11 protein-coding genes and 2 pseudogenes are annotated in these 13,433 nt (G+C 43.4%); 6 read left to right on the top strand and 7 right to left on the bottom strand.

Annotated elements, in window-relative coordinates:
- The first annotated feature begins 115 nt into the window (after positions 1–115).
- Positions 116–1,003, top strand: coding sequence for a DUF1186 domain-containing protein (locus HUG15_RS18185; protein ID WP_200124486.1), 888 nt, complete (start codon positions 116–118; stop codon positions 1,001–1,003).
- 254 nt (positions 1,004–1,257) lie between these two features.
- Here HUG15_RS18185 and HUG15_RS18180 read toward each other — a convergent pair whose 3' ends face one another.
- Together HUG15_RS18180 and HUG15_RS18175 are read right to left on the bottom strand one after the other, a co-directional pair.
- Entirely contained in the window at positions 1,258–1,557 is a 300-nt protein-coding gene (locus tag HUG15_RS18180) for a helix-turn-helix domain-containing protein (protein WP_200124484.1), read from the bottom strand.
- Between the two features lie 207 nt (positions 1,558–1,764).
- A pseudogene (locus HUG15_RS18175) lies at positions 1,765–1,992 on the bottom strand (zinc ribbon domain-containing protein); the annotation flags it as partial.
- A gap of 140 nt (positions 1,993–2,132) precedes the next feature.
- Here HUG15_RS18175 and HUG15_RS18170 point away from each other — a divergent pair.
- Complete coding sequence (locus HUG15_RS18170; protein WP_200124480.1) at positions 2,133–3,434, top strand: IS91 family transposase; 1,302 nt, start codon at positions 2,133–2,135, stop codon at positions 3,432–3,434.
- A 213-nt stretch (positions 3,435–3,647) separates the two neighbouring features.
- Here HUG15_RS18170 and HUG15_RS18165 read toward each other — a convergent pair whose 3' ends face one another.
- The 5 genes and pseudogenes from HUG15_RS18165 to HUG15_RS18145 form a co-directional block, all read right to left on the bottom strand.
- On the bottom strand, positions 3,648–4,007 hold the full coding sequence (locus HUG15_RS18165) for an RNA-guided endonuclease InsQ/TnpB family protein (protein ID WP_200124478.1): 360 nt from the start codon (positions 4,005–4,007) through the stop codon (positions 3,648–3,650).
- 133 nt (positions 4,008–4,140) lie between these two features.
- Positions 4,141–5,913, bottom strand: a complete 1,773-nt coding sequence (gene ltrA, locus HUG15_RS18160; RefSeq protein ID WP_200124476.1) for a group II intron reverse transcriptase/maturase — start codon at positions 5,911–5,913, stop codon at positions 4,141–4,143.
- A 690-nt stretch (positions 5,914–6,603) separates the two neighbouring features.
- A pseudogene (ltrA, locus tag HUG15_RS18155) lies at positions 6,604–8,405 on the bottom strand (group II intron reverse transcriptase/maturase).
- Positions 8,406–9,086: 681 nt separating this feature from the next.
- Positions 9,087–9,713, bottom strand: coding sequence for an RNA-guided endonuclease InsQ/TnpB family protein (locus HUG15_RS18150; RefSeq protein WP_200124474.1), 627 nt, complete (start codon positions 9,711–9,713; stop codon positions 9,087–9,089).
- Between the two features lie 191 nt (positions 9,714–9,904).
- Positions 9,905–10,381, bottom strand: coding sequence for a universal stress protein (locus tag HUG15_RS18145; RefSeq protein ID WP_200124472.1), 477 nt, complete (start codon positions 10,379–10,381; stop codon positions 9,905–9,907).
- A 92-nt stretch (positions 10,382–10,473) separates the two neighbouring features.
- Here HUG15_RS18145 and HUG15_RS23415 point away from each other — a divergent pair, with 92 nt between their 5' ends.
- The 4 genes from HUG15_RS23415 to ald all read left to right on the top strand — a co-directional run bounded on the left by HUG15_RS23415 (position 10,474) and on the right by ald (position 13,389).
- Positions 10,474–10,608 carry a hypothetical protein gene (locus HUG15_RS23415; protein WP_281393555.1) on the top strand — a complete coding sequence of 45 codons (135 nt, stop codon included), beginning with the start codon at positions 10,474–10,476 and terminating at the stop codon, positions 10,606–10,608.
- A gap of 77 nt (positions 10,609–10,685) precedes the next feature.
- A complete protein-coding gene (locus HUG15_RS18140) occupies positions 10,686–11,450 on the top strand; it encodes an SDR family oxidoreductase (protein WP_200124470.1) in 765 nt (254 codons plus the stop codon).
- 41 nt (positions 11,451–11,491) lie between these two features.
- Positions 11,492–11,884, top strand: coding sequence for a hypothetical protein (locus tag HUG15_RS18135; protein ID WP_200124468.1), 393 nt, complete (start codon positions 11,492–11,494; stop codon positions 11,882–11,884).
- A 368-nt stretch (positions 11,885–12,252) separates the two neighbouring features.
- Positions 12,253–13,389 (top strand): alanine dehydrogenase, encoded by a 1,137-nt coding sequence (gene ald / locus HUG15_RS18130; RefSeq protein WP_200124466.1) that lies wholly within the window; start codon positions 12,253–12,255, stop codon positions 13,387–13,389.
- The last annotated feature ends 44 nt before the right edge of the window (positions 13,390–13,433 follow it).

Below are 13,433 nucleotides of genomic sequence, written 5' to 3'. Positions count from 1 at the left end.
ATGTAGGCGGTTCTTTCGGTGGGAAAGGTCCAAACAAAGACGATAATGTGCTAAAATTTAAGCAGATATACTGAAAAAGGCTAGGAAAATAGTAAAGAAGGGGTAGATTCCAACGATGAAAGAAATATTAGATTCGATACGTTATAACGATGATAGAATTTTTCCACGCAAGAAACTGCAGGAATTGATTGATGGAAAAGAAGAAGCTATCCCTCACCTTCTTGATATTATGGAAGAATTAAGGGAGAATCCTAATGCTGTCCTCGATGCTCCCACGCGTTTTGACCACATCTATGCATGTTATTTGCTTGCTCAGTTCAGGGTTAAGGAATTTTTCCCCTTGTGGGTCGATATTTTGAGATTCCCTGGTAGAATGCCGCATGATTTATTCGGAGATGTGATCACCGAAGATGCAGACCGGATATTAGCATCCGTTTATGATGGTGACATCGAAGTGATAAAAGGGTTAATCGAAGATGCGGAAGTGGGTGAATACGTTCGTAGCGCAGCAATGAGGTGCTTGGCTGTATTGGTGCTCAATGGTGAACTTTCCCGGGAAGACGTGCTTGATTATTTCAAAACACTTATGACAACAAAGCTTCAGACCGACAATTATTATGTAAATGCAGCGATTGTTGCTGCGAGCAATGCATTGTATCCGGTTGAAATATATGAGGAAATTGAAGATTTATATAAAAAAGGTGTCGTCGAACTTGGTGTTATTAACATAGATAATGTGGATCAAACATTGCAAGAATCGGAAGAAATGCATTTAAAAAGACAAAAGCAACTCACTCGTGCCTTATATATTGATGATACTGTAGAGGAATTGCACAGGTGGGCTTCTTTCGAACAACCGAAGCGGAAAATAAGGAAAGAGCGACAAACAGCTATGCCACAGCTAAGCATGACGACGAATCCGGCTAAAAAAGTGGAAAAGATCGGACGTAACGACCCGTGCCCTTGTGGAAGCGGGAAGAAATACAAAAAATGTTGTGGGTAAATGATTAATCTGTACTAAACCAACATGACGCTTAGCGATATCATCTAAAGCCCGGTCACTAATCGTGCGATCTTGTGGCTCATTTGTGTGGACACTCGGGCACGAAAATCATGATTGTCAGTTGAGTTTTGGTCACTGGCAGCCAGGAAAGAAAAAAGCTGTCATTGTTTTGGTGCATGGCGAGTGCCAAGTGCAAAAGCAATTGGGTATATAGATGGGAGCCGCCTGGGGCCTGGTCGCCTCCCTGCTGATTCTTATATATTTGCTTTTTCACTCTCCCGATTGGCATCAATGATTATAGGTGCCTGTAGTGCGTCAGATAAAGCTAAAAGTGTTTTATAATTCGGAGTCGTTAAACCTGCTTCCAACCGCCCGATGGTAGATTTTGTGACGTTGATGGCATTCGCCAAATCTTGTTGAGTCATGTTCTTATTATGACGATAACTCACAATCTGTGCAGCGAGAAAACCTCGATGTTCCAAGTCTTTTACTCGCCCCTTTCCTACAATTTCAGCTAATTGTTTGTTAAAGTCATTGTTGATGGTGAAGGTCATTCAAATCACTCTCCTTTTCTGATGGGATAAAGGGAGGGGTCATCAATACAATAAGTGAACCTCTCCACCTAAATCAAAGATTTTGGTGGAGCTTCCCTTTTCATAGACGATGGCTTTGTTCTATATGAACCGAGTCTTACATCATCTCCCAGGGCTTTGTTTTATACTGCTCGGACAGGACCTTGCCCTACAGTCGAAGCAATCGATTTATACAGTTGGACACAAACCCAAAAGATCCTGTCCAACCTTTTCGATATTGATGGCCGCATTATGATCGCGATCTAAAACTGTTCCGCATGACTTGCATACATGCGTGCGAACGGACAGGGCCTTTTTTACACGCTCCCCGCAGCTGGAACAGTCTTGACTCGTATAATGAGGTTTAATTTTGACGAGTGATCTACCATTGTTTTTACACTTGGCAGGTAATAAAGTGCAAACCAACTTTATTACCTGCATAAGTGCAACTAAGCCTTTTCGCCATAAAAGCTTGGCGAAAAGCCAAGTTTTCTAAAAAGATAAGAAAGTATAAATTTCGGCCCCTATTATGCCGGGGAATGTGTTAGGGTGTAGATATGGAACCTAATATTCTTCGACGTATATTCTTTGACCACCATCATCATTGGGAACAATTTGTCGAAAAACACGGGGATCGCATCCGCCCTGTTGTCCATAAAGAAGTGGAAAAATTCCGCGATTGTGGGAATCCCGAGAACGGATTCAAACTCTTTGTATGCGAAGGCTGCCACGAGACTCGAAAAGTCCCCTATCGCTGTAAAGGGCGATTTTGTACGACCTGTTCGATTGGAGAAAGCGAGGAATGGAGTCGTCTGCTCATGGAAGACGTGTTCCAGGTCAACCATCGGCATGTGATTCTGACGATCGATGAGGGATTAAGAGAAGTGTTTCTGCTCCACCGGGAATTATTAAAAATGTTGATGGATGAAGGTGCACGGCTGCTCAAAGAATATTTCGAGAAGAAGAAAAAAGTGACCCCGGGAATCATTGCGGGGTTACATACCTTTGGCTCCCAAGTCAATTTCAATCCCCACATTCACATGTTGGTGACGATGGGCGGGATGACAAAGAAGGGAGAATGGAAGGCGTATGATTTTATCCCCTTCCAGATGCTTCGCAAACAATGGCAAACCGTTGTCTTGAAGCTGATTCGCAAGCATTTATCCGGGAAGGACAAGAAACGCGTGCAAGCGCGTCTCCAACAAGCGTTTTCCAAAAACGGAGAGGGCTTTTATATCTATGCCCCTAAACAACGGGGGGAGGTGCAAGACCAACTCCGATATATTGGCCGTTATATGCGTCGACCGGCGATTGGCATCAATCGGATCGAGGCCTATGACGGGCAAATGGTGACGTTTAAGTACCATGATAAAGTCGATGGGAAAGAGAAGTATGAAACGATAAGTGTTGAGGTCTTTATCATGCGTCTGATCCGTCATATCCCGGATGAACAGTTTAAAACGATCCGTCATTATGGGCTGTACTCGAGAAGAACGAAGAACGTGAGTAAAAAGTTACTGGCAGCGTGGCAAAAAACGAAGAAGACGTGGATCACCCAGGTGAAGCGAACCCCGCGCCGCCAAACTTGGAGAGAAAGGGTCATAGCCAGCGGACATAAGGGTCCTCTGCGGTGTCCCAAATGTGATAACTACTTTGAGTATAAGGGAGAAGTCTGTCTTGAGAACGGGCGATTAGTGGTTAAAGTCGCCTTGGGTGAAACGGCCAGAAGCTATTTGGAAAGGGAGATCGGTCATGTCCCCCGTATCGAAACACCGAAAAAAGAAACAAAAAAAGAAGAAGAAATCACCGACGAATCAGCATCCCAAGACCGTCAACTTTGTTTGTTTACAGTGTCATGAACACGAAGTGATCCCTTACACTGTGGTTCGCGATTTTGACGCAATGGATCCCGGCAACCCCAGTGTCCCACCCATGTTTGCCTGCCAACAATGTGAAGGGGAGATGTATCCGGAGTATTATAAAGGCGTTCACGGTTATGAGTACCGGCTATCGGACAAGCAGTGATCATGACAAGGACCTAGCTTGGGCGGTTTTCCCAAGCTAGGTTTTTCTTAATATTCAAGCTTTTGACAAAAAGCACCCCAACCAGCGTCATGAATCGACTTTGCCAAATGGCGGTTTTTCACCATATTTCGAATCTTTAAGTCTTCAACAAAAACGAATTTATACGTTTTCGCAAGCTGATAACTTCGCTTATGGAGAAAATCACGCCGTTGGTTGGCCACTTTTATGTGCAGTTGCTGCACGTTTTGAAGCTGTTTCTTCCAGTTATTTGAGCCTTGTTTCATGCGGGAAAGTTTCTTTTGTGCTCGTTTCAATTTCTTTTCTGTTTTCAAAAGGAATTTCGGATTCTCGACGTTGGTTCCATCCGATAGCACGGCAAACTTATGAATCCCGACATCAGTCAGCAATAGGTAAGCCTTTGACGTGATCTCTAGCTTTTGTCGGGTAGGTTAGGGATATTACTATCCCCTTCCCCCCTAAGAACCGCACGTGTGCCTTTCAGCACATACGGCTCAAGCATGCATTTATCCACGTCTAGGTTTAGATCAATCCTGTGATCTTCTTACCTTCGAGATACTTCTTAACGCTCCTTAGTTGAGCGTCATTCGGAATGTCATCTCTTGCAGGAAATACCTTGTGGAATTCCAGGTGGCAAGATATGTGAACCAATTCTATGTTCTTGTATTCATTACTACCACCTTTGGTTCTAGGAATTTTATGATGCATTTCCAAACCTTCAATTCCATCTGCAATGGATTTACTACACAGAGAGCATTTGTATTTCTGCTTTTTTGCTAACTTTTGTCTATATGCTACATTGTTTCTATCAAACTCTTTAATATCACGATTCTTAAAATAATCTTTAAGATTCTTATTAAAAGGACTATAATCATGTTTAATTTGCACATGTCGTACAATGGGTATCCAAGATACCTTTTTCAGTTGATTATTGGTTATCGGATCAGTTAAAATCCAACGATTTTGACTTTGACCCGTTTTGTCTGGTTTAAAATACTTTTTCCTTATCCAATCCCAACTCTTTTTTGGATGAAGTCTTCGTAGAAATCTGTATTGGACGTTCCAAATATGAGAATCCATTTCAGAAAAGACTTTTTTAGCGACAGTTGGACTCCAGTAATTCGCCGTGCCTAAAGTAATAGGATTAAGCGTACCAATTAGTTTTTGTACGTTTTTCCCGTATAATTGCCTTGCTTTATCGCTGATTTTCGTCTTCGCATTTTTAATGCTATCCTTGGAAGGTTTGGTAAGAACTTTACTGCCATTATGAGTTTTATATTTTCTTATATTGAAGCCTAAGAAATCAAACCCTTCTTCAACATGCGTTATTTTCGTTTTGTCCATGGCTAGCTCAAGCCCTCTCGCCTCAAGGTACGGCTCTAGTTTATGATATAAACCATTAGCATCTTCCTTGGATTCACACATGATGACGAAATCATCTGCATATCTTGTAACGGCAAACTTAGCCCGATTTTCATAAGATGTTTTAGTTTTCCTCTTTACCTTCCGATATTTTATGTTGAGTAAATCTTCTAGACCGTGTAGTGCGATGTTAGCTAGAAGTGGTGATATAATGCCGCCTTGAGGTGTCCCATCTTCTGATTCATGGAATACATTGTTATCTACAAAACCTGCTTTTAACCACTTGGCTATTATATTGAAAACTGGAAATCCTTTAATTTGTTCAAGGATATAGTCATGGTTTAAATTATCGAAACAGCCTTTGAAGTCTCCTTCAAATATCCACACCTTCTTGTTACCAACAGTGGTGTGAATTCTTTGAATGGCATCATGACAATTTCTTTTAGGTCTAAAACCATAAGAAGTTGGTTCAAACTTAGCTTCCCACTGTGGTTCAAGGGCTAATTTAGCAATGTTTTGATAAGTTCTATCTTTAATTGTCGGTATTCCAAGAGGTCTAAGCTTCCCGTTTTTCTTTTTGATATACGTTCGATAAGCCGGCTTGGGTTTATGACACTTGATGTTCATGTCCTTCATTTTATTGTAGAGTTCAATTCTCTCATAGGGAGATAAGGCTTTATGCCCGTCAACTCCAGCCGTTCGTTTCCCCTTATTCATTTGGGTAACTCTTCGGATTGAGAGGAGTAGTGCAGCTTGACTTTTCATTAGCAGCCTTTGAAGATTTCTTACTTTACGGATTCTTCCTAGACGTTCGGCATGGAATATTCGTTGTTGTAATTTCTCTACATACCGACTAATGCTTGACCAATTAATACTGTCCCAGTCCCAGTCCGTAATGTATGGTAATGCGGACTTCTTTATAGAAGTGTTCATCGTCTTTTACCATCCTTTTGAGTTGTTCATCAACGCTTTATCCCATGTTGCACACCAGTTGAAAGTCAGCCCTCTTTCGAGTGATGTTATCAAACACTATCCACCCAGTTATTTTCGATTCCTGATGCCTTTCGGCATGGTGGCATTCGCTTCTTTCAACCTCCCATATCCATTGGGGAATTGGGCTTTGCTTACGCTCGGCTTACCTTTCAGTTACAGGACCCCAAATGGACTTACCAAGTTTAACTTCTGCCAGATGCGAGTAGGTTAGGTTCCTCCAATACACCGATAGGTCTGTGGGGTTGCATTAAAAGTATTCAGGGGAGAATACTTTCCCTACCTATGAAAACGTCAGTCCAACTATGTCTTTATCTAACGACTGTGGTGACGATGCTTATAGAGATTCATTTATCATTAACCATACTACTCTTTCCCTTGCCCCCATCCACTTAGACACGAAGTTTCAGGTTTAGCACATCCTCATGCAACCCACATCACGATTACTCATCATGCAGTTTCGGAAGGGAATACCCTGATGCAACTGGATAATCTATATAGACACTGGCTTCATACGAAAGAAGTCACTTCTTGTCGCACCCCCTGCTCCACACGGAGCGTGCAAGTTTCCCCGCACTCCGCGTTCCATCTAACGAAATATACTGGATCATAAGTTCCTCGTTACTTCTGTGATTAGGATTGCTCGATGCTTCGTAATCTACATTGTTCTCGATACCTGTTGATCTTTTCTAATTGCAATGCGTTGATTTTATATTGACGAAGAAGGATTCGCACCTTTTCATCATCCGTATGATGGATGAGACGGTGTACATCCTTATGAACAATTCGCAAGTTATGAAATTGATCGGTTCCACCCAGCTGCCTTGGAATGTAATGATGGCAATGAACTTCCGAGGCGGGCAACTCCATGCCTGTAATCTCGCATTTCCCCATTTTCATGCTGTATCGGCTGATTCGATTATCCAAATATTCGACACTTCGATGAGGAATCGTTGCTTTCATCAGCACCCCGATCTCTCGCCCTAAATCTGGACGTAACCGTTTGTGAATCTTTTCCCTACCTTTCTTCGTGTAAGGGGTAACGGTTGGCGTAAAACCCATCGCATGGACGGTTTTTACATCGGCAAGGGGAAATAAATACACGCCACAAATTTTGAACGTTTTAAAGCTTTGTTTATAGAGCTTTTTATACGTGGGTGGCGGATTATTAGGGTGTTCATATTTTCCTACAGGTCCGAGACGATTGTAGATGTACGGTTGAAGATCGTAGGCAAGACGCGAGAACTCTAGATTTACTTTTGTAGCTCGTTTAAAGTATTGATGCAGTCCAGAAACAAAACTATTGAAGAGGAGTGCGTTGAGTGCAGATGGGGAAGATCTTATTCTTCGAATAAGCTTTTTCGCTTCTTGTTTGATCTTCTGCTTTTTCACTGCTTTGATCCCTGTATGCGCAACTCTCTTTTTGCCCTTTTTATTCGCACGGATGGTGAACCCGAGAAATTCCGATTCCTTTTTCCTCAGATTCACAATTTGGGATTTCTCTGGCGATATATCCAGTTTCAAACGGTCTTTGAGGTATAGGCGAACCGCATGATACCATTTCTGAGCTGTTTCCCCATCTTTACAGAGGATTTTAAAGTCATCTGCATAACGGATAAGGTAACCTTCTTTGAGTCGGGTGCGTTTCTTGGCATTTCTTTCGCCTTCTTTGGATTGATAGGGTTTTGATAACGGGAAGAACTCCCATTGATCGGCGACCCATTGGTCTAAATCATTCAACACGACATTTGAAAGTACGTTGACAACAATCCACCTTGCGGCACGACACGAACTGGAGTTCCCTATCCGTCGATCTCAGCTTTTAGCATTTTCGAGATGCATGCCATCACTTTGCGATCTTGTATGCCCATATTCCACAATTGCTTGATCAGTAGTGTGTGATTGATATTGTCAAAGAAACTTTTGATATCAATGTCTACCACAAAGTGGAAGTGTGCCTGATTAATCAAAAATTGGATTCTTGCCATGGCATGATGAGCAGACCGAAGTGGGCGAAATCCATAGCTGTGATTGTAAAATTGTGCTTCCGCAATCGGTTCCAGCACTTGTTTAAAACATTGCTGGATAATACGATCAAGTATGCATGGAATACCCAGTGGTCGCCATTTCCCGTTATCTTTTTCAATCCACTTCCTTCGTACTTTCTTTGGGCAGTAGTTTTTGAGTTTGCTTCCGACTTCAGCGATTAAATCTTCTTCCGACCACGATTTTAAATCGGCAATGGTTTTCCCGTCGGTTCCCGATGTCTTTGAACCTTTGTTGGATTTGATGGTCCGATAGGCTAAAAGGATATTTTCCCGTGATGTGATGACATCATAGAGACGAGAAAAGCTTTGGCGTTCGATGGACTTTTCATACAAATCCGTGAATATTTCCGTCATATCGTAGTAATCCCAATAACGTAAAGCTTGCATTGTGGCATCCTCTCTAAAGAGTGATGTTCCCACGTTCTTACCCGATCGATGCAATGCACATTTGGAAAATGATCGTTCCATTCGCTAGACTTGGGGCTGTTCCTCCCCTCCCATTACAGGAGTTTCATTGGTCATGCCCCTACCCTCGCAAGGATCAATGCCTTTCGACATCAAGTCTTATAGCAAACGTTTCGGATGACAGTCCTTGTTTCAACGTTCCTTGTTTTCCAAGTCCCTTACAACCTAGCTATCCTTTCTGAACGTAGGTGTTCCCTTTAAGCCTGTGAGCGAGATACCGCCATTGTTCGGTATAGCGTGTTTCAGAAGGCGCAGTTTTACTCCACGCTACTCACGCCATCGTTGGATGGCCTATAGGTTTCCCTATAGTTCCACTATAGACCTGTACATTCGGTTGTTCGTCAGTTTCCCTCCACGGAAACCATTCTCACCATATCCAGTTTTTCAGCCGTCCGGCATATCCGTTGGCATACCTTCCTCGTAAGGTGGCTCTAGCCTTCGTTCTGCCGACTCTACCTGTCTTCAAACCCCATGACCTGTCTGTCATGACGCATGCAGGAGTATTGGCGGGATGGTTTCGGGAAACATGGCTCCGTCATTCCCATCCTCGGTTGTAACGTTAGGATTCATAGAGAATCCCCTGTATTTCACGCTAAAAAGTGTTTATAACAAAACTTGTCGAGCGACGCCTGTGGATTGAACAGGGAAATCAACCGTTTCGTTTACGTGTCTTTCGACGCTGAAGATCGCAAACCAACGATGACCCCGGCGTTTGATCGTGACTTGTTTCACCTTTCCTTCTATTGGGCGGTGAAAGTTGACATACACTGATCCGAGTTTTGAAATAAAAAGATGATTGTTCTCGTCTAACGAAGCAGCATAACGCACATCCCGTACGTTAACTTTACCGGTTTTCTTGTTTTTTATCTTTCGTTTATCCACCCCGAATTGTGTAAATGTCATTGAGTGGTAATCTTTATGCCTTTTGATTTTTGGATAACGTGCACGCCCTTCGAAAAAGTTCTTGTACGCTTCTTCCAGACGGAAGAATACCTCCTGTAAAGGTTGCGACGGCATTGTTTTAAGAAGAGGGAATGTTTGTTTATCCTTAGTTTGCTGTCTTTGCAATTCATGTCGGGATAGTCCGGTCTTATTCTTTTCGTAAAAACGCTGTTTATCCAAAAGTGCAGAATTGTACTGTTGACGACAAATAGACAGCCAACGATCCATCGTTTGCATCTGTTTTTCGGTTGGAAACATTTCGTATTTATAATTCATGCGTACCAACATTTGTTGTCACTTCCCGAACATTTGATCTGATTCTATTATACCAAACTTATGTTTTTTATCAAGCCTTTTTTTCTAATAAAAAAGCCGATTCATCCCCCACTAAATCAAAGATTTTGAAGGGGACTTCTCGGCAAAACGGTTAAAAATCCCCAAACAAAACGTTTGGGAACGACGTTTTACATATTTTCACCTCATTCTTCAGGCAGTTCATCATCTTCACTCGGCAATTGACGGTCCCATCTCACGATAAGCACATCACAGGGCGCATGCCGCACAATTGCTTCGGATACACTGCCGATGACCATTCGCTCGACGCGGTTTGCGCCTGTCGCGCCGGCCATAATTAAGTCAATGTCATGATTAGGGGCGATGTGCCGCGTGATGCGAACTTTCGGGGAACCGAAATCGAGGATGGTTTCCACGTTCGGGGCGCCCATTTCCAATGCCTTCTCTTTAAACCTGTTAAGCGTGTCATACCCTTGTTCTTCAGCTTTTTTGACGATTTGGCGGTCAAAGCGCTCAATCGTTGCAAATGTCTTCGTATCGATCACCGTGGTAATGTACAAAGTTGCATTTTGATCTACGGCAAATTCACATGCTTGTTCAAATGTGAAGCTTGATTCATTGGAACCATCGACCCCTACGAGAATTTTGTTGTAACGACGCATTTAATTTCCTCCTTCAGTGGATGGTATAGTGCTGTGGAGTAAGGGAAAAATACAGGAATGTAAAATAATAAATCTCTAGGTAGGTGTACCCGTTGAAGGAAGATTTTAAACGTGAAAAATCATTGAAAGAGAAAAAAGATGGGGATGAAATCGTCCATGAGCAGATGTTAAAAAGTTATCAGATTGCAAACGACGAGGAGAAGAAAGCGGAAAAAGACAAAAAGTAGGGAGGAAAAGCTTTCGAACTTTTATTCCGGCTGAAAACGTAGTAAAATGAAAAGAAAGATAGCAGGAGGATCCGGAGATGAGGCACGCAATTGTTACGGCAGGTACAAAAGGGCTTGGGCGCAAAGTGACCGAAGCCCTTTTGTATGAAGGATACACCGTTACGGTCAGTTACAGAAATGATGAGCAAGCGGTCCAACATTTGCGCGCAGCATTGGAAGTAGATGACACTCGCTTGCATGCGGTACGGGCTGATGTAACCGATCAAAAGGACATCGAGCGCTTATTCACCACCACGATCCAACGATTCGGCCGTTTGGATATTTTAGTGAATAATGCAGGACCGTATATATTTAAACGAAAAAAAATCCATGATTACACTGCTGATGAGTGGAATGAGATGGTGAATGGCAATTTAACGGCTATGTTCACGATGTTACAACAAGCGTTGCCGCAAATGCGGAAGCAAAAATTCGGACGCATTATCGCTTATGGTTATCAGGACGTCGGCAATGCACCGGGATGGCTGTATCGCGGTGCATTCGGGGCAGCAAAAGCCGGGTTGGCTTCTTTGATCAGGACCTTGGCAATCGAAGAGGCGGAGCATGGAATTACGGCAAATATGGTCGTTCCCGGAGAGATTCGCGGCGAATGGAAAGAAAGCACGATTGCCGAGAGCAGGAAGCACCCGGACCCTGATACACCGGTGGGGCGTTCCGGAACGGGCGAAGATATCGCGCGTACGGTGCTTTATTTTGCCGCCGATGATGCAGATATGGTTACCGGCACGATTATTGAAGTAACCGGAGGCGTAGATGTCATTCACCGCCGCCGTCATGAATAAAAATACGGAGATGGGTCACCTTATATACTGAGGTGATCAGTGTGAAAAAACTTCTTTTTATCGTGATGGCTGTGTTACTTTTGCTAACCTCTTTCCTTGGCCAGGTTCGTGCTGATGAACTGATGGACATGTTCTCGATTAGGGTAATCATTGAAGCGGATGAAGAAGTGTATCAATGGAAATATGATAGTCCCGATTATTATGAGTTCCAACATGAGGATCGGGTGTTACGGGATGAAGAAGCGAAAACACAAGTGGATAACATGGCAGTGCTCATTAATGTCAATGAAAATGTAAAAGCAGAGACATTGGCGGAACGGATTAAAGAAGAATTTCCGAAGCTGGAAAGCATGGATATTCGTTGGCGAAACGGAGATAGTGAATTGTACACGTGGAGATGGAAGAAAAATGACCAACCGGTGGAAGAATCGTGACATCCTCTCGGTATTGAAATGCCATGTAATGGGGGTTGCTCGCTCCTGTAGAGGTCCTATACCGTTCAAGCTATACACCCCGTTGTTCCTTTTCGGACCCACACTCAACACGACAACCATACCTCATGCCACAGTGAGGCTCTTATGTCAGATTATACTGCATAGGCACAGATCAGCACCAAAGAGATGCACTTGCATTTCACACCCGCGGGGAAACTTTGGCTATATTTATAATGTCAAACTTAAGTTCGGGAATCAAGCTAATACACTATTTTTACAGCGTTCAAAGACCTTGCCATTCAGTCCTTTATTGCAATAAAGAGCGTTCTGACAATTACATGTAAAGACTAATTTAGGGGGCGGGGAATATGCAAATCGGCATACCCAAAGAAATAAAAAATCAAGAAAATCGTGTGTCACTCACACCGGCAGCTGTTGTGCAATTAAAACAAAGCGGTCATCAGGTGCTCGTGGAAACAAAGGCGGGAGAAGGTTCAAGTTTTACGGATGAGCAGTATGAACAGGCGGGGGCTGAAATCGTAAACAGTGCGGAAGAGGCTTGGGCAGCGGGGATGATCGTAAAAGTGAAGGAGCCCCTTCCATCTGAATATCGATATTTTAGAAAAAATCAATTATTAGTTACATATTTGCATTTGGCCGCTGAAAAGGAGTTAACGAAAGCGCTGTTGGAAAATGAAGTGACCGCGGTCGCTTATGAAACTGTGCAATTGGCGGACGGGTCGTTGCCGCTTTTGACACCAATGAGTGAAGTAGCCGGGCGCATGTCCACCCAAATGGGTGCACAATATCTAGAAAAAACGAAAGGTGGCAAAGGCATTTTGCTTTCCGGTGTCCCCGGGGTCCAGCGAGGAAAAGTAACGATTATCGGTGGAGGCGTGGCAGGTACCAATGCAGCTAAGATCGCACTCGGTTTGGGAGCGAACGTCACGGTGCTCGATCTTAATCCGCAAAGACTTCGCGATCTTGACGATTTGTTTGGTTCGCAGATCAATGTACGGATGTCTGATCCTGTTTCGATTGATCAAGCCGTCCGGGAAGCGGACCTTGTCATCGGTGCCGTTCTTATCCCGGGCGCAAAAGCGCCGACACTCGTGAAGGAAGAAACGGTAAAAGCGATGCAGTCGGGGTCTGTATTGGTCGATATCGCCGTTGATCAAGGGGGGATTTTCGAAACGGTGGACCGTATCACCACGCATGATGATCCGGTCTATGTCAAACACGGCATTGTCCATTATACGGTTGCCAACATCCCTGGCGCTGTTCCGCGAACGGCCACGATGGCACTTACGAACGTTACACTGCCATACGTATCAAATCTCGCGAACAAAGGCTTATTGCAAGCCATGAGTGACGATGAAAATTTGAAAAAAGGCTTGAATACGATCGCGGGAAAATTAACATATGAAGCGGTCGGTCAAGCGCAAAACATTACGTCTGAAAATGTGGACGAAGCCCTTGCTTCTTTTGGCAAAAAACACGTTTAATTATACATTCATTCGGAAATAGATGTTTTAGAATTATAAATAAG

The sequence above is a fragment of the Salicibibacter cibarius genome, assembly GCF_016495725.1.
Lineage (GTDB): Bacteria > Bacillota > Bacilli > Bacillales > Marinococcaceae > Salicibibacter > Salicibibacter cibarius.
Note: the sequence above shows the minus strand (reverse complement) of the source record. Positions and strands in the feature narration are given on the sequence as shown.

Bases quoted from the DNA above. Each gene is read 5' to 3' on its own strand.
- HUG15_RS18150 (WP_200124474.1), bottom strand. From the start codon at position 9,713: ATGTTGGTACGCATGAATTATAAATACGAAATGTTTCCAACCGAAAAA.
- HUG15_RS18140 (WP_200124470.1), top strand. From the start codon at position 10,686: ATGAGGCACGCAATTGTTACGGCAGGTACAAAAGGGCTTGGGCGCAAA.
- HUG15_RS18180 (WP_200124484.1), bottom strand. From the start codon at position 1,557: ATGACCTTCACCATCAACAATGACTTTAACAAACAATTAGCTGAAATT.
- HUG15_RS18185 (WP_200124486.1), top strand. From the start codon at position 116: ATGAAAGAAATATTAGATTCGATACGTTATAACGATGATAGAATTTTT.
- ltrA (WP_200124476.1), bottom strand. From the start codon at position 5,913: ATGAACACTTCTATAAAGAAGTCCGCATTACCATACATTACGGACTGG.
- HUG15_RS18145 (WP_200124472.1), bottom strand. From the start codon at position 10,381: ATGCGTCGTTACAACAAAATTCTCGTAGGGGTCGATGGTTCCAATGAA.
- HUG15_RS18170 (WP_200124480.1), top strand. From the start codon at position 2,133: ATGGAACCTAATATTCTTCGACGTATATTCTTTGACCACCATCATCAT.
- ald (WP_200124466.1), top strand. From the start codon at position 12,253: ATGCAAATCGGCATACCCAAAGAAATAAAAAATCAAGAAAATCGTGTG.